Source organism: Bradyrhizobium sp. Kon56, from assembly GCF_055807635.1.
Genome location: NZ_JBVVOU010000013.1, coordinates 57,779 through 77,896, shown reverse-complemented (window position 1 = coordinate 77,896; position 20,118 = coordinate 57,779). Strand labels below are relative to the sequence as shown.

17 protein-coding genes are annotated in these 20,118 nt (G+C 64.5%); 7 read left to right on the top strand and 10 right to left on the bottom strand.

Annotation, left to right across the window (positions count from 1 at the left end):
* Positions 1-30: 30 nt before the first annotated feature.
* The 3 genes from AC0L3B_RS21340 to AC0L3B_RS21330 form a co-directional block, all read right to left on the bottom strand.
* On the bottom strand, positions 31-1,149 hold the full coding sequence (locus AC0L3B_RS21340; RefSeq protein ID WP_473380996.1) for a DUF2336 domain-containing protein: 1,119 nt from the start codon (positions 1,147-1,149) through the stop codon (positions 31-33).
* A 326-nt stretch (positions 1,150-1,475) separates the two neighbouring features.
* On the bottom strand, positions 1,476-5,099 hold the full coding sequence (locus tag AC0L3B_RS21335; RefSeq protein ID WP_473380995.1) for an AsmA family protein: 3,624 nt from the start codon (positions 5,097-5,099) through the stop codon (positions 1,476-1,478).
* A 140-nt stretch (positions 5,100-5,239) separates the two neighbouring features.
* The gene (locus AC0L3B_RS21330) at positions 5,240-6,469 is read right to left on the bottom strand and encodes a cytochrome P450 (protein WP_018454316.1); all 1,230 of its coding nucleotides are present in this window, start codon (positions 6,467-6,469) and stop codon (positions 5,240-5,242) included.
* A 127-nt stretch (positions 6,470-6,596) separates the two neighbouring features.
* On the opposite strand from AC0L3B_RS21330, the gene AC0L3B_RS21325 reads away from it, so the two are divergent.
* The 4 genes from AC0L3B_RS21325 to AC0L3B_RS21310 all read left to right on the top strand — a co-directional run bounded on the left by AC0L3B_RS21325 (position 6,597) and on the right by AC0L3B_RS21310 (position 8,790).
* A complete protein-coding gene (locus tag AC0L3B_RS21325; RefSeq protein WP_085385110.1) occupies positions 6,597-7,208 on the top strand; it encodes a TetR/AcrR family transcriptional regulator in 612 nt (203 codons plus the stop codon).
* A gap of 187 nt (positions 7,209-7,395) precedes the next feature.
* Positions 7,396-7,932: a hypothetical protein gene (locus AC0L3B_RS21320; protein WP_018454314.1), complete on the top strand. Its 537-nt coding sequence runs from the start codon at positions 7,396-7,398 to the stop codon at positions 7,930-7,932.
* A gap of 59 nt (positions 7,933-7,991) precedes the next feature.
* A complete protein-coding gene (locus AC0L3B_RS21315; RefSeq protein WP_026232714.1) occupies positions 7,992-8,345 on the top strand; it encodes a hypothetical protein in 354 nt (117 codons plus the stop codon).
* Positions 8,346-8,367: 22 nt separating this feature from the next.
* Positions 8,368-8,790: a hypothetical protein gene (locus tag AC0L3B_RS21310; protein WP_018454312.1), complete on the top strand. Its 423-nt coding sequence runs from the start codon at positions 8,368-8,370 to the stop codon at positions 8,788-8,790.
* Positions 8,791-8,866: 76 nt separating this feature from the next.
* Here the strand turns inward: AC0L3B_RS21310 and AC0L3B_RS21305 are convergent, their stop codons facing one another.
* On the bottom strand, positions 8,867-9,322 hold the full coding sequence (locus tag AC0L3B_RS21305) for a hypothetical protein (protein WP_473380994.1): 456 nt from the start codon (positions 9,320-9,322) through the stop codon (positions 8,867-8,869).
* Between the two features lie 114 nt (positions 9,323-9,436).
* Positions 9,437-9,925, bottom strand: a complete 489-nt coding sequence (locus AC0L3B_RS21300) for a MarR family winged helix-turn-helix transcriptional regulator (protein ID WP_368507266.1) — start codon at positions 9,923-9,925, stop codon at positions 9,437-9,439.
* A 120-nt stretch (positions 9,926-10,045) separates the two neighbouring features.
* Here AC0L3B_RS21300 and AC0L3B_RS21295 point away from each other — a divergent pair, with 120 nt between their 5' ends.
* Complete coding sequence (locus tag AC0L3B_RS21295) at positions 10,046-10,954, top strand: alpha/beta fold hydrolase (RefSeq protein ID WP_026232712.1); 909 nt, start codon at positions 10,046-10,048, stop codon at positions 10,952-10,954.
* A 56-nt stretch (positions 10,955-11,010) separates the two neighbouring features.
* Positions 11,011-11,814, top strand: coding sequence for an isocitrate lyase/PEP mutase family protein (locus AC0L3B_RS21290; protein ID WP_473380993.1), 804 nt, complete (start codon positions 11,011-11,013; stop codon positions 11,812-11,814).
* Between the two features lie 95 nt (positions 11,815-11,909).
* Here the strand turns inward: AC0L3B_RS21290 and AC0L3B_RS21285 are convergent, their stop codons facing one another.
* From AC0L3B_RS21285 to AC0L3B_RS21270, 4 genes are read right to left on the bottom strand one after another with little or no spacing between them, the layout of a single operon-like run.
* Positions 11,910-13,214, bottom strand: a complete 1,305-nt coding sequence (locus AC0L3B_RS21285; protein ID WP_473380992.1) for a glycoside hydrolase family 130 protein — start codon at positions 13,212-13,214, stop codon at positions 11,910-11,912.
* Positions 13,215-13,258: 44 nt separating this feature from the next.
* Positions 13,259-15,535 (bottom strand): glycosyltransferase family 4 protein, encoded by a 2,277-nt coding sequence (locus AC0L3B_RS21280; protein WP_473381020.1) that lies wholly within the window; start codon positions 15,533-15,535, stop codon positions 13,259-13,261.
* Positions 15,523-16,488 (bottom strand): class I mannose-6-phosphate isomerase, encoded by a 966-nt coding sequence (locus AC0L3B_RS21275; RefSeq protein WP_473380991.1) that lies wholly within the window; start codon positions 16,486-16,488, stop codon positions 15,523-15,525. The genes AC0L3B_RS21280 and AC0L3B_RS21275 overlap by 13 nt, the downstream gene beginning before the upstream one ends.
* Positions 16,489-16,512: 24 nt before the next feature.
* Complete coding sequence (locus AC0L3B_RS21270; RefSeq protein WP_018454304.1) at positions 16,513-16,704, bottom strand: hypothetical protein; 192 nt, start codon at positions 16,702-16,704, stop codon at positions 16,513-16,515.
* A gap of 416 nt (positions 16,705-17,120) precedes the next feature.
* Between AC0L3B_RS21270 and AC0L3B_RS21265 the strand changes: the two genes are divergently transcribed.
* Positions 17,121-17,405, top strand: a complete 285-nt coding sequence (locus tag AC0L3B_RS21265; RefSeq protein ID WP_143274173.1) for a hypothetical protein — start codon at positions 17,121-17,123, stop codon at positions 17,403-17,405.
* A 65-nt stretch (positions 17,406-17,470) separates the two neighbouring features.
* On the opposite strand, the gene AC0L3B_RS21260 is transcribed toward AC0L3B_RS21265, so the two are convergent.
* Complete coding sequence (locus tag AC0L3B_RS21260) at positions 17,471-20,056, bottom strand: EAL domain-containing protein (RefSeq protein ID WP_473380990.1); 2,586 nt, start codon at positions 20,054-20,056, stop codon at positions 17,471-17,473.
* Positions 20,057-20,118: the final 62 nt, after the last annotated feature.

The window sequence follows — 20,118 nt, the reverse complement described above, 5'->3', positions numbered from 1 at the left end:
GATGCTCGGTGTACCTGTTCGGTGTACCGCTCAGTGCACCTGCAGCTCGGGCTGACGACCCGTGACGGGATCGGCGCCGGTCTTGCGCGATTGGTAGAACTTCAAGACGCTGCGCGAGGTCTCGATCTTGAGCTTGCCGAAATCGCGCTCGTTGTCGTGGAGCTCGCGCGCCGTGATCAGATGATCCTTGGCGCCGAGGAACAGCAGCGACATGGTGGTGTCCCAGGAGAAGTCGAGCGCCTTGCACAGCACCAGGATCATCTCGCGATTGCGGTCCATCATCGCGCGCTCGATCACGTCGACCGGCAGCGACGACAGCAGCGACAGGCCGATCTGCACCTCGTCGAAGCGGTGCTGGCGCGCATAGTTCGAGATCGAGTCCTGGTTGAGGTTGCCCTGCCGGTACTGCGTCGTCACCACGCGCTTGGCGACGAAATAGCTGCGCGAGGACGGGCCGAACTTGGACTGCAGATCGCCGGTGACGTCGCTTACCGAGCTCTGGATCTGCGCCATCATTTCCGGGCGCTCGTGCTCAAGCCGGCGGCGGACGTCTTCTGACGCCTTCGAGATCAGCTGCTGGAAGATGTGGCGCGGCACGTCCTTGCGCAGGCCAAGCTGCTCGGCGAGAATCGAGTCACCCTCGGCGCGGCGGACCATGTGGAGCAGGCCCGAACCTGAAAAGCGCGCGCCCTCGTTTTTGGCGACCGACGTCACAACCTCCTGGTCGCCGCGCTTGACCAGCACGTCGGTGACGGCCTCGCCGATCGACTTGCGCTGGGCGATCGCGAGCAGATGCGACTGGCTCTTTGTCATGGCGCTCTCGACCAGCAGCTTCTCGTCGATACGATTGGAATCGCGCAGCACGGGACCGGCGACCTCGATTTCGTCGGCGATCGCGAGTTGCGCAATGACATTGAGCGGAGCGTGATCGCAGGCTGCCATCACCTCGGAGAGCTGCACCCGTGCGGCGACCTCGATCTCGTCGGCGAGCCGGCCGATGACTTCGCCGAACGTGCTGATCTCGTCGTCGCTGTAGCGACCGGTGATCAGAATGTCGGTCGCGTGCCACAACGCCTTGGTCCGGCTTTCGTCGGTGCCGCGTGCGATTGCGTCGTCCAGATCCTGCAGAAGTGTTGTCGCGCCGTTCATCCCGATGACCCCAGTTCTTGGCTGGCCATCCTGCTTGTGCCGGCAGGACGCCGAGTTCCTCTGGGAACAGAGGCTAGGGAACAAACGCGAGAATCCGGTAAAGTCGGCAGATCAGTTTTGCCGGGGAAAATTCGATAAAAAGCGAGAGAATGAGTTTACCGGTACGTCACGAGGAAGCTGCGCCCCCTCTCCCGCTTGCGGGAGAGGGTTGGGGTGAGGGTGTCTCTCCGGCGTCATGGCCGGGCTTGTCCCGGCCATCCACGTCTCACCGCCTGGGACGGAGAACGTGGATGCCCGGGACAAGCCCGGGCATGACGGACTATCGCCTACGGATTTGACGGCGTCAGCACCAGCGGCGGCTTTGGCTTGGGCTTTGCGGGCGGCGGGCCCGGGGCCGGCCTGACGTCGATCGGCGGAGGCAGCGGCGCGATCTGCGTGCTTGCAAGCGGCGGGCTTGGTGCCGCGGGAGCGGCCTGCGGCGCCTTTGGCGTCGGCGCAACCCTGATATCGGACTTGGGCTTCGGCGGCGGCGCACGGCGCGGATCGCGGCCGGGCATCGGCACATCCGTGAGCGACGGCTCCGGCGCCGGTTCGGGCGACACCAGCGTCGGCAACGCGGCGGTGGCCGGCGGCGGCTCGCCGCGCTCGATGGCGTCCAGCCGGCGCGTCTCGCGATCGATCGTGCGTACCGCGAGCCACGACGACAGCGGCCCAAGATCGACGGTGCGATTGAGCCCGTCGGGGGGACCGGCCGCGAACAGCTGGATTTCGGGCGGAGCGCCGGAGAGCCCGGTCATGATCGGCGTCAGGCTGGCACGGATGTCGGCCTGGTCGGCGGGGATGTCGTAACCGCCGGAGACGATGGCGCGCGCGTTCTTCGCCTCTAGCGACGTTGCGCCGACGCGCAGGCGCCCGTCCCGGATCGTGAACGGGATCTGCGCCGAGGCCACTGCAATCGGACCCGCCGACAGCGCGGGCTCGACCAGCTGCCGCAGCCGATTGTCGTCGGCAATTTGGCCGCCGTCGCTGGCGCGGATGGCGATTTCGAAGGCGCGTGGATTGAGGCCGGAGATTTCAGCGGATTCGAGCGTCACCGTACCGTTGCCGGCGAGCGCACCGGTGAGCGCCGCGACGCTACGGCCCTGGCTGGTCAGCGCCATCTGCGCCGAGGCTCGTCCCTTCGGCAGCGCGAGGTCGCGGTACCGCAGCGTCGCCGCGTCGACATTACCGAGCTCGATGCGCGCGTTGAGCGTCAGACCATTGGCGCTATTGCGCGCATCAAGGCTCGCCGAGATCTCGCCGCCGCCGACGCCGCCCTTCATTGCGTCGAGCGCGAGCGACTGACCGTCGCTCCGGACCGTACCGCCGAAGGGGCGCAGCTCGATGCCGCCGGGCAACGTGCCGTGCAACGCCTGGAAGGCGACGCGGCCGCGCCAGCCGCCGAGAAGCCCGGCACTCAGCGGCGCATTGGCATCGTGTCCGGCCGCGCCGATGGCCATCGCGAGCGCGGGCACGAGGTCGAGCGTATCGAGGCCGACTTCGCCGTCGACGGTCTTCTCCTGATCGAGCGTCACCGCCAGATGACCGCGCAAATGCGAGCCGGCCAGGGTGCTCTCGAGATCGTTGAAGGTCAGACGGTTGCCTGAGAGGCCGACGCGCGAGGACAGATTGACGCTCTGCACCGATTTATCGGCCGGGCTGGTCCCGAACAGCGGCCCCAGATTGGCGTTGCGCACGCGCAAATTTACGCTGCCTTTCGGCTCCGATAATTCGACGTTGCCTTGTGCGTCCGCATCCAGCCCGCCGCCGCTAAGCTTGGCATTCAATTGCAGCTGATGGCGCCACGCGCCGCTCAAGCGGCCTTCGAACTGCGAAGCGCCCTCGCCTGCGGCCACCACGCGATCGAGCCCGAGCAACGCCAGCAGTGCACTGGCTTGCGGTGTCGCGACTTTCGAGTCCAGCGTGAAGTCGCTGTTGCGCAAGCGGTCGACGTCGATGCCGTTGACGGCGGCCACCGGCGTCTGCGCGGCCAGCGTCGCGCTGGCCTTGAGCTGCGGCGCGTCGAGTTCGAGGACAGCGCGCGCGTCGTTGCGATCGGCGTGCTCGGCGTTCTTGTCGAGGCTGAGGTCGAGCTTCAGGCGGGTCGCACCCGGCAGCGACGGGATGGCGTCGAAGCGCGCGCGCACCGATGGCGCAAACGGCTCGAGCAGTGCAGTGAGATCGCGCAGCGAATTGGCGGAGGATTTCAGCGCGAGCTTGCCCGTGGCCTTGGCGCGGTCGAAGCTGCCACTTGCTTCCGTGGTCACGCCACTGGCCTGGCCGAACCGCAACTGCTCCAGCGAGAGCGATGCGGGGCCGTAGCCGAGTTTCGCGGTGAACGGCCGCAGCTCCTGCCCGGCCGAGATCGCGCGGCCGATATCGAGCGACAGCTTCGCTTCCTCCGGCCATTCGCCCTGCGGTCCCGAAAGCGCGCGCACAAAACTTGCGGCCGCATCGAGGTCAAGGCGGTCGGCCTTGAGCTCCGCGTCGATCCGCGAGCCCTTGCTCGCGCCGGTCTGGACGAAAGCGATGCGGCCTTCGACCGCGCCGCCGTCGATCTCGGCCTTCAGCCTGTCGATGGCGAAATGGTTGGCGGCGATGGTCACGTCACCGGCAAGGCGCAGCGGCCGCGTGCTGCGGCGGTTGACCTCGCTGCGGCCCTGGAGCCAGGCCACTAGCGTATCGGGATCGGAGGAATCGACGCTGAGACGGCCGCTGAAGCTGTCGGCGCCGGGCGTCGCGCCGTTGAGCGAGAGCTGCGTCTGTCCCGGCGCGCGCAGCTCGAGCCGCTGGAAGGTCCAGGATCGTCCGTCGGTCGCAAGCTCGGCCGTGATGTTCTGGAGCGGCCGTGCGCCGAGCATGATCTGGTCGGAGTTGAACTCGATCTGTGCCGGGATCGGCGCCTGCGGGATTGCGGCGAGGCCTGCGCGGAGCGCCGGAAGGATGCGCTGCGGCTCATCCTTGCCGGTCAGCTTGTCGGCATCGACCTGGCGCGCCGACAGCACCGCACGCAGCAGCGGCGAAGCCCCGAACCTGATATCGCCGACGCCGCCGAGCTTCAGCGCGGAGTCTTCGGACCCGAAGCTGGCGTCGACCTGCTCGAACTTGGCGCCGGCCGGATCAGCCTTGAGTTTCGTCGTGAGCTTCCAGGGCATCGGCCCCGCCTCGCCCGGCTTCTTCGGCGCCGGCACGGCGAACGTCAGCGCGCCCTCGAATTTCGGCAGGCGGTTGTCGAAGGCGAGCACGCCTTCGAGATCGGCGAGGATCGCGCGCTCGCCGGGATCGATGTTGAGGTGGAGGCGGGTGGCGTTGCCGTCGGCGCTCGGGCCGGAGGAGACGCGGAACGGATAGCGCACGCCGCTGAGGGCAAAACTGCCGTCGCCCCGGACCGAGCCGGCCAGCGAGCGCACATCGCCGGAGAAAGCGATGTCGTTGAGCTCCAGTGTCGAATGGCTGGCGGCATCATGCAGGGCGATGCGGCCGGTGAGGTTCAGCCGCTCGATCGCCAGCGATGCCAGATTGAAGCTGCCGCTCGCGGTGGACGGCAAATCGACCCGCCCGCGCGCGTCGAGACCGAGATCGACCGCCATGCCGTTGACCGAAAGCTCGGTGGCGCGCCATTCGCCGCGCATCAGCGAGCTCAGGCTGAACTCGACGTCGAGCTTGTCGGCGCGCAGGCGGCCGAGATCGTTGTTGCCGCCGAAGGTGACCGCGCGCAGCCGCAGCGTCGGCGCCGGCAACAGCCGCGCGTCGAGCTCGCCCGCCACCCGCACCGGCACGCCGATGATCCTGCCGGCCTCTGCTTCGAACTGGGGCCTGAACTGGTTCCAGTCGACGAAGTACGGTCCGATCAGAGCGGCCAGCAGCGCTAAGATAAAGGCAATCGCCAATCCGAGCAGCGTCGTCTGCACGGGTCTCCCCTCGGCCAAACCGGATGCGGGCCTTGCCTGAGCCGCAGGGCCTCAGACGTACCGGAACAGCCCCTTATATAGGGGGAAGTGTGGCGAAGTCACAGCGACTGTTGCGCGCGGAGGTTAACGCCGGCGAGCCATCACCAGCTCGCAGGCAGCCGCTTCAGGCCGCGCAGCACGAAGGTCGGCCGCCATTCGGGGTTTTCGACGTCGTCGATGCGCAGGTCGGGCAGCCGACGCAACAGCGTGGCGATGGCGATCTCGGCCTCGAGCCGGGCCAATTGGGCCCCCAGGCAGAAATGGATGCCACCGCCGAACGACAGCGGCCTCACATTCTGGCGGGTGACGTCGAGCCGGTCGGGGCGGTCAGGATAGACCGCCGGGTCGCGGTTGGCCGAGCCCAGCAGGCAGAGCACGGTCTCGCCCTTGGGGATCTTGGCGCCGCCGAGATCGTCGATATCCTCCAGCGCGACCCGCCCGGTCATCTGCACCGAGGAATCGTAGCGCAGAAACTCCTCGATCGCGCCCACCATCAGGTCCGGCCGCGCCTTCAAAAGCGCGAGCTGGTCCGGATTGCGATGCAGCGCCAGCAGGCCGTTGCCGATCAGATTGACCGTGGTCTCGTGGCCGGCGCCGAACAACAGGATGATGTTGGCGGTCAGTTCCTCGTTGGTGAGCTTGTTGCCGTCTTCCTCGGCCTGCACCAGCTGGGTAATGAGATCGTCGCCGGGATTTTTGCGACGAAGCTCGAACAGCTGCTGGAAATACATCTGCGCCATCATGTTGCCGGCGTTGCCCTTGGCGATCTCCTCCGGCGACAGCGGCACGGGATCGAGCAGCCGTCCGCCATCGCGCGAGCTGTTATAGAAAGTCTCGCGATGGTCCTCGGGGATGCCGAGCATGTCGCAGATGATGGTGACAGGCAGGCGGAAGGCGAAGTCTTCGATCAGGTCCATGTGGCCGCGGTCGATCACGGCATCGATGGTCTGGTCGACGATCTCCTGGATGCGTGGCCGCATGTCCTCGACGCGGCGGGCGGTGAAGGCCTTCACGACGAGGCCGCGCAGGCGGGTGTGGTCAGGCGGATCGGCCTGCAGCATCCAGTGGCTCATGCTGCGGAAGACCGGCTCCTCCATGATCTTCTCGCTATAGCGGCGCTTGGAGCGCTCGACGAAATCCTTGCCAAAACGCTTGTCGCGCATCACGAGGCTGACATCGGCATGGCGGCTGGCGACGAACTGGCCGAACGGCGTCACGTGAATCGGGTAGATCGCGCGGAGCCGGTCATAATGCGGATAGGGATCGCGGATGAAGTCCGGCGACAGCGGGTTGAACAGCGGACCGCCGGTGCCCTGCACGTGCTCGTTCATGGTGACCTCATATCGGTTGCCGCATGAATCGCATACGCCGCAGCCCCTCTTGCGCAGCGTAACCATCCCGGAATTATCAACTCGATACATTGTTGTATCGAGTTGCATTTTGCCCTAAACTGCCCCGATGTCAAGGGTGAGAACTAGGCCGACCAGGGACGACACGCGCGACAGGCTGTTCGAGGCGGCGGCGCGCGTGTTCGAGCAGGACGGCATCGGCGGCGCCAGCATCGAGGCGATCGCGGCGGCGGCCGGATTTAGCCGCGGCGCGTTCTATTCCAACTTCAAGAGCAAGGACGAGCTGATTATCGCCATGCTCGAGGACCATGTCGCGCAGTCGATCCGGCGCAACATGGACATCCTCGCGCAGCACGACAATCTCGACGACTTCATCGCGGCGCTGAAGGCGATGGATCGCACAAGGCAGGATCCGCTCGGCCGCTCGCCGCTGCTCCACATGGAGATGATCCTGTTTGTCGCCCGCGCCGAGAAGCGCCGACCGGAGCTTGCAAAGCGCCTGCGCGCGCGGCGCAAGCTGGTCGCCGACATCATCGAGGCAACGCTGAAGAGCAACGCGAAGGGCGACACGCTCAATCCCCCCTGGATGGCCTCCGTCGTGCTGGCATTGGAAGACGGCTTTCGCCTGCACCGCCTGATCGATCCGGAGACGACGCCGGCCGACAGTTTTCTGCGCGCGATCACGGATCTGCGGCGCAGGACGGGATTGTCGTTGAAGTAGCGTTTGTTTTCTTCAGATCGTCGCGCTTCGCTGTTCCCGCTCGGCATCGGCGCGCCGCGCCGCTGGAACCTCGTCGCAATTCTCGCGCGCATTTTCCACATCCTCATACCGATCCAAGGAACGTTTCTGCAGCTTGCCACTTTATCCCGTGCCTGTTTTGGCAATTTGATCATTCGAGGAGACAGCGATGAGGATTCTGAAATTGTCTGCGGCCGCAGCTGCGCTGCTGGCCGGTACCGCGCTCGCCGTGGCGCAGTCGAGTTCGACGGTCGGCACTGGCGGGTCGTCAGCCGGCGGTGGCACCAGCAACTCGACCGTAGGCACGGGCGGTTCATCGGCGGGTTCGGGCAGCGGATCGGGCTCGGCCTCGACGCTTGGCACCGGCGGCTCGTCGGCGGGCGGCGGCACCAGCAGTTCGTCGATCGGCACTGGCGGCTCCGCCGCAGGCTCCGGCAGCGGCTCAGGCTCGGCCTCGACGCTCGGCACCGGTGGTTCGTCGGCGGGTGGCGGCAAGAGTTCGTCCAGCGTCGGCACCGGCGGCTCTGCGGCAGGCTCCGGCTCCAACTCGGCATCGACAGTCGGCACGGGCGGCTCGTCGGCCGGCGGCGGCAAGAGCGGCTCGACCGTGGGAGCGGCCGGCTCCTCCGCGGGACATGCCAGCGACATGGGCATGGAAAAGGGCAAAGGCCACCACAAGGACGAGATGAAGAAGGACAAGGACTGACATCCGGCCGGCGGAGCGGCAGCAATGCCGCTCCTTCGTCCTTCCTGAGGAGGACTGGCATGAACAGACCAATCGTTGCGATCGCAGTTTTGACTTTGATGAGCAGCGCCGCTGCGGGGGAAACCATGCAGAAAACCGGCAAGACCGCGTCCGGCGAGACCTGCCGGGTCACGGTGGAAAAACATCCCGACGGCAGCATTACCGCGCTGGGGTCATCGGGTTCGGGCACCACCGGCTCGACCTCATCGAGCGGCTCGCTGTCGAGCTCTAGCTCGGCCGGCGGATCGTCGGTGCACGTCCAGGCCGGTGGCGGCAACGTGTCGAGTTCGTCCTCGACGGCCGGCGGCCCGGGTTCGACCAGCGCGAGCACCGTCACGGTCAACGGCTGCACCATCTCGACATCGTCGCCATAGCAAAAGGATTTCACAGATGAGAATGTTGATCGCGACCTCGTCGGTCGCACTCCTGCTTGCCGCCGCCTCGCCGTTGTCGGCGCAAACCAGCATGACCGGCGGCACCGGGGGCTCGGCCGCGGCCGGCGGCACCTCGGCCAGCACGCTCGGCACCGGCGGCACGTCGACGTCGGGCTCCGGACAGACCGGCTCGTCGATTGCAGCGGGCGGCAGCGCCGCGTCTGCCAACGGCAAGGCGCAGTCCGGCACCAGCATGAACAAGGGCAACGGTCCGGTGCTCAATTCCAATGCGCGCGCGCAGGCGCATGAGGGTGGTACGTTCAGCCGCTCCCACACCCGCACGAAAGTCAAGGCGGGCGAGGAGGTCGGGTCGACCACCAAGACCATGTCGCACGTGCCGGGCTCCAAGCCGACCATGTCGACGACATCGACCAACGTGCGCTGAACCATCCTCACGAGACTGCTGCCCGCAACCTGCGGGCAGTTTTTCTTTGTGAGCAGGTTTTTCGCTGGTGAACGGATCAACCGCCGCTCAGCGTGCGGCTGACGCGGGTCACGAGTGCATCCCACTGCCGCTTCTCGGCGGCCGGATAGTTGATCAGCACGCAATGCACGTAGCGGCGGCCAAAGTTGCAGCGGTCGTACCAGATCTTGCCGCCCCGGGTGCTGGAGACCACGAAGAAGCGCGGCGTGATGCGCTTGTAGGTGATGCCGGCCGGCGGATTCTTCCGCGCCAGGAAAGCGGCCGGTGAGCTGCCGTCATTGGGAACGGCCTGCACCGTCAAATCCGCACGGCCGTCGCTGGTCCGGTACTGCATGCCATAGCCGTCGGGCCGGCCGGCTTGCTCGGTGAAGATGGACGAAGGGATATCGACGCTGGTCCCGGTCTCGGGAATGCGATAGCCACTCCAGCTGTCCGCGCGGGCGGCAGCCGGAAAGGCACAGAGCATGACAAGGATGGTGGCGATCTTCTTCATCGTATGGCCCGGCTTGTGCTGGTGGGCCGACAACGTGGGGAAACGCCGGACGTTCCTTTCCGCGATGTGAACGCGCGTTGCGCCCAAGCCGGATGATAGTCTCGAGCGCGCCCGCTAGCGAGCGCGTTTGCCCTTGTCCGTGGGCAAGGGGCAATTCGTACAAACGCTGTCGTCGCACATGCGGCAGATCGTGAAGCGATCCATCTCGGAGGTATCCTGCCGAGCCAACAACTCATGGAGCAGCGTTTCAAGGCGCTTCGTTTCGGCCGGCGAAAGTACATCCAGAAGCGACGCGACGGCCGAAATCCGCGAAGTCATCAAATCGTTGCGGGTTGCGGCGCCCTTCGCCGTCAGGTGCAGAGCAACCTCGCGGCCGTCCTGTCCGGGCCGACGTTCGACCAGCCGATCCGACACCAGACGGTCCACCAGCCGGACCGTTCCTGAATGCGACAGGCCAAGGATCCGCCGCAGCTTGTCGTTGGTCATGCCCTGGCCATAGCCGATGACGACCAGTGCCGCAGGGGTCTCGCCACCGCGGCCGATGACCTCGCGCGCGCCCTGCTCGATCCGATCCATGACGGCGAGCGAAAGCGCCCCCAGCAAATTTGCGATTCCAATTTCCATACACCGACAATATGTGCGGAGCGCACAAAAAACAACTTGACGATATGTGCGCTCCGCACATAATTTGGATCGCGGGGCTCGATCACATGGAGAATGACGATGAATACTCGGAGCGCGGCACGACAAGCGAATGCCCAAGCGGATACCAGGGGCACCGAACCCGCCTTGAAATACGTCCAGGCCAACGGCGTGCGCTTCGCCTATCTCGAACAGGGCGATGGCCCCCTGGTCATGTTCCTGCACGGCTTTCCCGACAATGCCTGGTCGTATCGAAAGCAGCTGCAGGTCTTCGCGGATGCCGGGTATCGTGCCGTCGCGCCGTTCCTGCGTGGCTATGCGCCGACCGAGATTCCGGCGGACGGCATTTTCGATCCGATCGCACTGGGCAAGGATCTCGAAGCCCTCATCGCGGCGCTGAGCGACGACGGACAGGCACGCGTCGTCGGCATGGATTGGGGCGGCACCTCGACCTTTCAGGCGCTGGCCACGGCGCCATCGGCAATCAAGGCCGCCGTGGTCATGAACACCGCGCACCCGATTACAATTTCGAGCATCAGACGGGATCCGGAGCTCGTTCGAGCCGTCTTCCACGTCTATTTTTTCCAGCTGCCCGGCGCCGAATCCGCGGTCAATACCGAGGGCCTCCCCTTTGTCGACTATCTCTGGAAGCTGTGGTCACCGACATTCAACAATGCCGAGCACATCCGTTCGATCAAGGAGACACTCAGCTCGCCCGGCACGATGGCCGCGGCGCTGAAATATTACGGAGGCCTGACCGATGCGGGGCTCACGGGCCGGCTGCCGATCAATGACATGCACACGCCGACGCTGACGATCTATGGCAGCAACGATCCGACAGCGAGGTACTCGGTCAAGGAGGAGCCGCTGTTCAAGGGGCCGCACAAGCGGATTGTCCTGCCCGATGTCGGGCACTTCCCGCACCTCGAGCGTGAGGAAGAAGTCACCGGCCTGATCATGGACTGGTTCAAGACGCACGCGCCTGACTGAACGCAGAGGGCGGTGGCCCACAACATCCTTCGATTTTCTAATCTGGAGTGCGCGCAATGGACGCCAAGACACAACATCAATACGCCGAGACCTTTCATGCCCTTCACAGGAAGGGCGATCCGCTCGTCCTGTTCAACGCCTGGGACGCCGCCACCGCCAAAGCCATCGCGAAGACCGCTCCGGCCATCGCGACCAGCAGCGGCGCGGTCGCCTCCGCACTTGGATACGCCGACGGAGAAAATGTCCCGTTCGACATGGTGACCGGCCTCGTATCGCGGATGACTGCGGCCGTGTCGGTTCCAGTCTCAATCGATCTGGAGGCAGGATATGGCGACACCCCGGAGGCCGCCGCCAGATCGGCGACCGAGATTTTGAAAGCCGGCGCCGTCGGCATCAATATCGAGGACGGGCTATCGGGGGGAAAGCGGCAACTGGTCAATCCCGAACTCCATGCCGCCAAGATCAAGGCCGTGCGCGACGCCGCGAAAGATCTGGGAGTTCAGCTATTCATCAATGCGAGAACAGATCCGTTCCCACTGAAATTCGGATCGCCGGACGAGTGCATGAATGAAGCGGCAAGGCGGGCGAAGGTCTATGCCGAGGCCGGCGCCGACGGAATTTTCGTCCCCGGCCTCACCGACCTCGCTCTCATTGAAAAGTTCGTTCAGCTCACGCCTCTGCCGGTCAACATCATGGTGACACAAGGCGTTCCCGCACTTCCGGATCTGGCTCGCGTCGGCGTTCGGCGGGTCAGCCTTGGGCCGTGGCCGATGATGGCCGCGATGCGGATGATCGGACAGGCCGCGGCCGCGGTCGCCGCGACCAAGCAGTACGGCACGTTCCTGCAACCGGATGCCTGAGCCCGGAAATCACCCGCTCGACGCAGTGTTCTGCGCCGACCGCTTCACGCTTTTCCAATCCACCGGATGGATGTCGAGAACGGTCAGCGCAGTTCCTATGCGCTCCTGTCCATGGCCGCGATCAAGGATGCGATCTCGATGGTCGCAAAATTGCAGTAGCTGTCGGAGACCGCGTAGGGGAAGATGATCTTGTCGTGGTGGCGCATCGCGCCGCAAGTGTAGACGACGTTTGGAACATATCCTTCGCGTTCGGAAGGGTCCGGGCGCAATAGTGGCTCGCGCAGGCGGCCGAGCACCTTCGAAGGGTCGTTCTTGTCCAGCAGCGCGGCCCCGATCGAATATTTTCGCAAAGGTCCGACGCCGTGCGTCAGAAGCAGCCACCCGACGTCGAGTTCGATGGGTGATCCGCAATTGCCGATCTGCACAAATTCCCAGGGGTATCGCGGCTTCAGAATCGGCTGGCCGCCATCCCACGTCTGGAGGTCTTCGGAAAAGATCAGATAGAGGTTCTCGTTGTCCTGGCGCGCGATCATCGCATATCTGCCCCCGATCTTGCGCGGGAATAACGCCATGCCCTTGTTGCGCGCGGCACTGCCTTTCAGGGTCGATAGCCGGAACGATACAAAGTCGGACGTCTCGATCAGCTCCGACCGGATCGCCCGTCCGCTATAAGCGGTGTAGGTCGCGTAGTAGATCGTCTCGCCGGCGTTGCTGAAATGCACAAAGCGGGCGTCCTCGATCCCGTTCGACTGCGCTTCAGTGACCGGGAAAATCACCCGCTCGCTCAGATCCTGGCCGGCCGCAAATGTAACATCAATCTCGTCGCCGCCGGCGCCCGATGTCAGCTTGACGAGATCGGGGCTGGATGCAAGGCGCGCCGTCGGGTCGATGGTCACGGTCCCGTCTGCCGCAATAAGCCCCGAGCGAAATGTCAGGGACGACACGTGACCCTCGCCGACGGCACGAAGACTTAGGATGAAGCGAAGGCTGCCTTCCGGCGTTCCGGATTGATCGGGATGCGGCACGATACTCGGATTGAACAATGCCGAGGCCTCGAACGAATATTCGTTGAGAAAATAGGCGCCCGCGAGTTGGCGCTGCACCTGCGTGAATACAGCATGGTCGGCCAGCGCCTCTTCCATTTCCGCGGCGCGTGTCTCGAATATCTGCAACAGGTTGCGGTGACGGCCGAGGAAATTCTCCAGAACGTCGGCCAATTGCCGGTCAGCCGTCTCGGCATCGAGCGCGAGGACCCGTTCGACGATATGGTTGGCGCGGGTCTTGTCCGTCGGATTGAGGTCGCGCGGCTCTGTTGCCGGCTTGAAAGGCCGAACGATGACACGGGTCGGATCAGGCCGCAGCTGAAGGGCTTGACGTTTGAGGAAGGGAGATTGCGACAAGACGGCCTCGATGGGTTGAAGGAGGAAATCGTAATCCTGCTCCGTCAAGCGACGAGAGGAGCAGGTTTGGCCCGGCTTTCGCTCAGGCGGGCAATTTGCCGAATCTCGGAAAGCCCAAGCAAATAGGACACCACGGATTCCCCTCCGCGGTTCTCATTGGGACGATCGGGGTGCAGGCCATCCCGGCAGCTTCCGGTCTCCAGATCGACCAGCGAGGCCGACAGGTCGTTGCTGCCCAGAAACCACGCGAAGACCCGCGCGGCTTCGGCTTTCCACTCGACATCGTGATCGGCCCGCCACGCGGCGAGGCATGCCGCGATGGTCGCCGCGGCCTCCAGCGGCTGCTGGTCGAAGGCTTGCGACGGCTGGCGTCGATCGCCAAACCCCGCCGTGCCGATCGGGCGGAATTGGCCTTTCGCTGAGGTTTGCCGCTTCACAAGCCAGCGCAACGACTCCAGCCCGATATTGACATAGCGCGATGTCTTGCTGGCAAGACCGGTTATGATCAGCGCCTGGGGCAAGCGCGCGTTATCATAGGCCAACCCGTCCTCGAACCAGACCCAATCGCCGGTTGCCACGGTGTCGAAGATCAAGATCAACCGATCGGCAAGCACGGCACGCAGGCGGGTCGCCTGGACATCGCCCGGGACAGCCGAGCAGTAAGCATCGAGGCCCAGCAATACGAACGCCCACGCACGGGGCGAACGAAAATCTTCCACTGTCACCATTGCTTCGGAAAACAAGGCCGCGGCCCATGAGCGCCGCGACGAACTGGCGTCGGTCAACGCGCACACGCCCAAGGCCCAGAGCGTACGTCCGTGACTGTCCTCCGACCCCTTGTCCTCCAACCAGCAGCGGTTGAAGCCCATGAAATTGCGAAATCGTCGTGTATCCGGATTCCAGGCGTGCTGGACGAAAGCGGCAAATCGCGCCGTCAGCGCTTCCGGCAGCCGCTCTTCACCCGGATTGTTGAGCGCACAGGCCACGAGCAGCGCCCGGGCGTTGTCGTCGACGCAATAGCCGTGGGCACGATCCGGCACGCTATGAGCGGCATGCTGAAACAGTCCCGTGTCGTCGCACATCGACAGGAAATGGCCGAGCTGCATTTCCGGCGGGGCGCGGCTGTCGCGCAGCAGCGTGCCAGTATCCATACGCGCGATGGTCTTGAGCCGATGCCGGCGGCCGGCGTTCTCGAAGACCGACATATAGCGCTCGGCGGTTCTTTCCCATGTCATCGCGCGGCTGCTCGAATAGGCGCGCTTGCGCATCGCCTGCCGAAGCACGTCGTTGGTGAGCAACTTGGCGATTTCGACGCCAAGCGCTGCCGCATCGCCAAACGGAACCAGGATACCGCGGCCATCGGCCAATAGTTCACGGGCATGCCAATACGGGGTGGACACCACGGCCTTACCGAGGCCGAAACTATAGGCCAGCGTGCCCGAGGTCATCTGGGCCTCACTGAGGTACGGCGTCACGTAGACGTCGGACATCGAGATGAAATCGAGCAGCGTCTTCTTGTCGACGAATTGATCGAGGAACACGACGTGATCCTCGACGCCAGCCTGGCGCGCGTGCGCGATCAGGGACTCACGATAGGCTTCGCCACGATCGCGCACGAGGTTGGGATGCGTCGCACCGAGGACGACGTAAACGGCGTCGGGTCGGGTCTTCAGAATGGAAGGCATCGCATCGATCATGACTTCGATGCCCTTGTTCGGCGACAGCAATCCGAAGGTCAGGATGACCGACTTGTTGCTGAATCCGAGCGCAGCCTTGGCCGCGTCGGGTTCGACGAACGCAAATTCCGGGATGCCGTGCGCGATGATCTCGATCTTCTCGTCAGCCACGTGATAGACGGAGCGCAACAACTCCCGGCCTTTTTCACCCATCACGACGATCTTGGACGAGCACTCGACGATGCGCGTGATGACGTCGCGCTGAGCCTCGGTCGGCTCGGACAAGACCGTATGCAGGGTTGTCACGATCGGTATGGTCAGGCGCGACAGAAGCGCCATGATCTGGCATCCGGCTTCGCCGCCGAAAATGCCGAATTCGTGTTGCAGCGAAACGGCCTCGAAGCCGCCGCTGTTCAGATAGGCAGCCGCACGGACATAATCATCTTGCCTGTCGTCGTTGATCTCCAGGCCCACGGTGGCAGGATAATCGTAGACCTGGCCGTGATCGGTCATCGCGACGATGACCGTCTCCAGATCACTCCGGGACGCCGCAACGGCGCTCTGCAAGTCAGTAGTGAAGGTCGCGATGCCGCAGCGGCGGGGAAGCGAATTGCCGATGAATGCGATACGATTTACGGCAGCCAATTTGGCGTCTCCGATTGTTTGAGCGTGGCGGTCTCGAAGGGAGACGGGACCAGGGTGCCGGGAAAGGCGTGCGGTGCGAGACTGGCGCTCGCGGCACTGCGCTCTGTTAGCGCAGCAGGGTTTATCTTCGGGCCGGGATAGGCCAGCAGCGCTTTCAACCCGTTCGCGCCCACCTCGATTTCCGCATGGTCGGCTTCCAGGAAGATCGCGTCCCCCGGCGCCAGCCTCGTCGAGCCGAGTTGGGCCTGGCCTTCTATCGCCAGCAGCCAGGTCTCTTTCGGTGCGTCGAGCATCCAAACGGAGCCAGGAGCAAGGTCCGTCTGCTCCAGCGCAAAATAGGAATTGACCGTGAGGACCGTTCGCGCGCCGCTCAGGCGTTCGGACGGCGATTGGATCTGGCGTGGGCCTGCCGTCGCCACCGCGACGGCATGGTCGATGTGCAGTTCGCGCTCTCGTCCATAGTCGAATAGCCGGAACGTGGCGTCGCTGTGCTGCTGGATTTCCACGAGCACGATGCCGGCGCCGATCGCGTGGATCGTTCCAGCAGGAATGAAAATGACGTCGCCTGGATGAACCGGCTGCCAATCCACGATATCGGCGATGGAGCCATCAGTGATCGCGGTTCGCAACTCCGCGGCGGAGCGCAAATGGTTCAATCCCACCGCGACCCGGGCGCCGGGGATCGCGGAGACGATATACCAGGCTTCGGTCTTGCCATTGACAAGCCCGATCGAGCGCGCGAACGCATCATCCGGATGAACTTGAATCGACAGCGGCTCGGTGGTGAAGAGCATTTTGAGCAGCAACGTCGTCTTGGGCGCAGCAAGACCCGGGCGCTCGAACCACAATTCCCCGATCGGCCCGTCGCTCGTCGACGTCTCACTCCAGGGCCGCAGATCGAGACTGCCCCAGGGCTTCGGCTTGGTTCGCACGATGGCATGTTCGACCGTCAAGCGGGCCTCCCCAAGGCTGTGCGATCAGTCGTTGGCTGTTCGTGCCGGGCGCGGACCGGTCCAGGGCGGAAGCGCATCCCATTCGGCCCTTCGCATGCGGCGCTCTTCATCGCCGACCTTGACGAAGACAAACGGAGCGTCGTCCTGCCCGGTCTTCGATCCCGTGAATGTGGCCGGAAGTCCGTTCGAATTTCGGATCGTTGCTGTGTTTGCCACGTAAACCTCCTGACGATCTGCGTGCGAGATCGCTGCCGCAGATCAATTGAAAATGGATTCCGCTGCATGCAGGCCGACGCAGCGACCCGCACCGGCACCCGAGATACCAATCGGTCCAGGAGATTTGTATTTTGGGATATCGGACATGCGACCGCCTGCGTGGTTGAGGCGGGAGCGAAATGCTCTCAGTCACCGATAACTGCCAAGGGCGGGCGGTGATCTCGAGCATATAGGAACGCCGTCACCCAATAGCGAGACGAGCGCATCAATCCGATCGGCTTTATTAGCTGTATCTTTGTGTTGGCATTGCTCTATGGTCACGCGGCCTGACGTCTGAGTTGACGGGGTTCCTCGCTCGATTTCATTATTGGCCGGCTGATCCCCTTCTCAGAAAGGTTTTCGGCTATCGGAGTCGCATGGTTTCAACGGATCGTTTCCGGCAAGAGATTCGATCCCGGCTCGAGTTGGCGAGCGCGGAAGGCCGGCCGAACCTGACCATCGAGTGTGGCGAGCTTTACCGGTCCATGAGCCAGCTGCCCACGTTCAATCGATGGATGATCTTCTGCTGCAACGCGATGCGCGCGGAAATGGCCTTGACCGATCACTTGATTTTCGATGACAGGAACGAAAGCCTGCTGACCGTTCACTATGCATTGCCGCGTCAATGCCGAGCAAAATCAAACCAGACACGATCGAAGTAACGCGTTTGGTTGATTTCGATGACTAGCCAGTCGTTGCTGCTGTGGCGGCTCCGAGGGCAGATGCTCTACGCCGATCGCTTCACCTCGGTCGCGCCGGCCGGTGCAATGTCGAGACGGGCGAGCATCGCCCGCGCCTGCTCGGCGCAGTGCTCGATCAGCCAGCGCTCGAACGCTACGGGCGCGAGCGCGGGCGCGTAGAGGAAGCCTTGCACGACGTCGCAGCCGAGCTCGGCCAGCACTTTGCGCTGCGCCTCGGTCTCAACTCCTTCCCCGACGACAGTCATGCCGAGGCCCTGCCCGACGCGCACCACAGCGGTGGCGATCGCGAGCGCGCCAGCGTCACGCTCGATGTCGCGCATGAAGCTGCGGTCGATCTTGAGCTCGCGGATCGGCAGATGGGCGAGCCGGCTGAGGCTGGAATAGCCGGTGCCGAAATCGTCCACGGAAAGCCCGACGCCGAGCTCCCGGATCGCGTTCATCGTCTCGAGCGCGGCGACGCTGTCCTGCATGAACGCGCCCTCGGTGATCTCGAGCATCAGCGCATCCGCCGCCAGATCGTATTCGGCGAGGATGTCCTTGAGCCGCGCGGCCAGCGTGACGTTGCGGAAATTGATCGGCGACAGATTCACCGACACAGATGGAATGTTCAGCCCGGCGCGGCGCCAGCTCGCCATCTGCCGGCAGGCCTCGCGCACCGACCACAGGCCGATCTGCTCGATCAGGCCGCACTCTTCGGCGAGTGGGATGAATTTTGCCGGCGAGACGTCGCCAAGCTCGGCATCGTGCCAGCGCGCCAGCGCCTCGACGCCATGGATCGCGCCGTCGCAGCTGCGGATCTGCGGCTGATAGCGGAGGGTCAGCGCGCCCTCGGCGATGGCGCGGCGCAGCGCCGCAATCAAGGCCAGCCGCTGCTCGGTGAGCCCGTTCATCTCGGCGCTGAACAGGCGATGGGTCGAGCGGCCGGCCTGCTTGGCCATGTACATGGCCGCGTCCGCCTGCTGCATCAGGGTGTCGATGTCGGTGGCGTGATCGGGATAGAGGCTGACGCCGATGCTCGCCGACATCTGCAGCTGCCTGGAGCCGAGCCGCAGCGGCGCGGCCAGCGCTTCGGTGATTCCGGCCGCGACGCGCTCGGCACCCTCGGCGTTGCGCTGCGGCAGCAGGATCACGAACTCGTCGCCGCCGAGCCGCCCCAGCATGTCCTCGGGCCCGATCTGCTCGCGCAGGCGCTGCGCGAGCAGGATCAGGAGCTCGTCGCCGGCGGCATGACCGAGTGTGTCGTTGACGTCCTTGAAATGATCAACGTCGAGGAAGGCCAGCGCGACGTGGCTGCCGGTCGGGCAGGCATCGATGGCGGTGGTGATCAGGCGCCGCAATTGCGCGCGGTTCGGCAGGCCGGTGAGGATATCGTGATAGGCGAGCCGCGCGATCTCGGCGCGCGCTTCCTTGCGCTCGATCGCGAAAGCGCCGAGATTGACGCAGGCCTCGACGATGCGCCGATGCCAATTGCTCGGCGCGCGCGGCTCCCGGTAGTAGAAGGCGAAGGTGGCGATGACCCGTCCGTCCTTGGCCTTGACCGGCGTCGACCAGCATGCGCGCAGGCCAATCGCGAGCGGCATCGCCTTGTACGGCTGCCAGCGCGGATCGGTCTCCAGATCCGTCGCCAGCACCGGCTCGCCGTAGAAGGCCGCGGTTCCGCACGAGCCGACATTGGGGCCGATGGCAACGCCGTCCAGTGCGCGGGAATAGTCCTCGGGCAGGCTTGGGCCGCCGAGCGGATGGATCAGGCCCGCGGCATCGATATGAAGCAGCGAACAGACGACGTCGGGCGCGATCTGCTCGACACGGCGGCACAGCCGGTCGGCGATCTCGCCGATCGGAACCTCGTCAGCCAGCGCGCCCATGATGAGCTGCTGCAGCGAGCGCAGCTGCTTGGTCTCGGTGATATCCTCGAGCAGCGCGAAGATGTGCTTGACCTGGCCCTTCCTGTCGCGGAAGGCATCGATGCGAGCGCAGACCCAGATCTCCTCGCCGTCCTTGTCATAGGCGAGCATCTCGACCTCGCCGCGGTGGCCACCCTCCATCAGGCGCTTGACGAGCTTCGCAACGGCCTTGCGATCGGTGTGGCGGCCGGCGAGCAGGCCCCTGGCACGGCGGCCCTCGGCTTCCTCGCTGGTGTAGCCGAACAGCGTCGTGAAGGCGGCATTGACGTAGACGATGTTCTGGTCGGTGTCGGTGATGAGCACCGCGCGGTTGGTCTGGTCGGAGACGGCGTGGAGAAGCCCGATCCTGGCGCGGCGTTCGGCATCCGCGGTGACGTCGCGCGCGAACACGATGCGATAGGTGATGCCTTCACTTGCAATGGATGAAAGCGAGATGGCCGCCCGGATGCGGCTGCCGTCGTTTCGCACGAGGCTAATCTCGTCACGGAATTCTGCAACCGGATCGGCCTGAAGGCATTTGAGGGTGAGAATTTCGGCGTCGTGACCGAGCACATCAACGCGTGCGAGTTTCCAGATCCGCTCCGCACCGGCATTGAAATGCGTGATGCGATGCGCGCTGTCGACGATGACGATGCCCTCGTCGGCGCGTTCGAGCGCGGCCAATAGCACTTCCGGAGTTTCTGTCATGGCACAATCGGAGGCGGACATCGCTAGACCCGGAGGCATCGGGAAAATTTGCAACCGACGCTAGCGCCACCATGGTGTCCAAG

Bases quoted from the DNA above. Each gene is read 5' to 3' on its own strand.
- AC0L3B_RS21330 (WP_018454316.1), bottom strand. From the start codon at position 6,469: ATGAACGAGCACGTGCAGGGCACCGGCGGTCCGCTGTTCAACCCGCTG.
- AC0L3B_RS21290 (WP_473380993.1), top strand. From the start codon at position 11,011: ATGGACGCCAAGACACAACATCAATACGCCGAGACCTTTCATGCCCTT.
- AC0L3B_RS21260 (WP_473380990.1), bottom strand. From the start codon at position 20,056: ATGTCCGCCTCCGATTGTGCCATGACAGAAACTCCGGAAGTGCTATTG.
- AC0L3B_RS21295 (WP_026232712.1), top strand. From the start codon at position 10,046: ATGAATACTCGGAGCGCGGCACGACAAGCGAATGCCCAAGCGGATACC.
- AC0L3B_RS21325 (WP_085385110.1), top strand. From the start codon at position 6,597: ATGTCAAGGGTGAGAACTAGGCCGACCAGGGACGACACGCGCGACAGG.
- AC0L3B_RS21315 (WP_026232714.1), top strand. From the start codon at position 7,992: ATGAACAGACCAATCGTTGCGATCGCAGTTTTGACTTTGATGAGCAGC.
- AC0L3B_RS21310 (WP_018454312.1), top strand. From the start codon at position 8,368: ATGTTGATCGCGACCTCGTCGGTCGCACTCCTGCTTGCCGCCGCCTCG.
- AC0L3B_RS21305 (WP_473380994.1), bottom strand. From the start codon at position 9,322: ATGAAGAAGATCGCCACCATCCTTGTCATGCTCTGTGCCTTTCCGGCT.
- AC0L3B_RS21340 (WP_473380996.1), bottom strand. From the start codon at position 1,149: ATGAACGGCGCGACAACACTTCTGCAGGATCTGGACGACGCAATCGCA.
- AC0L3B_RS21320 (WP_018454314.1), top strand. From the start codon at position 7,396: ATGAGGATTCTGAAATTGTCTGCGGCCGCAGCTGCGCTGCTGGCCGGT.
- AC0L3B_RS21265 (WP_143274173.1), top strand. From the start codon at position 17,121: ATGGTTTCAACGGATCGTTTCCGGCAAGAGATTCGATCCCGGCTCGAG.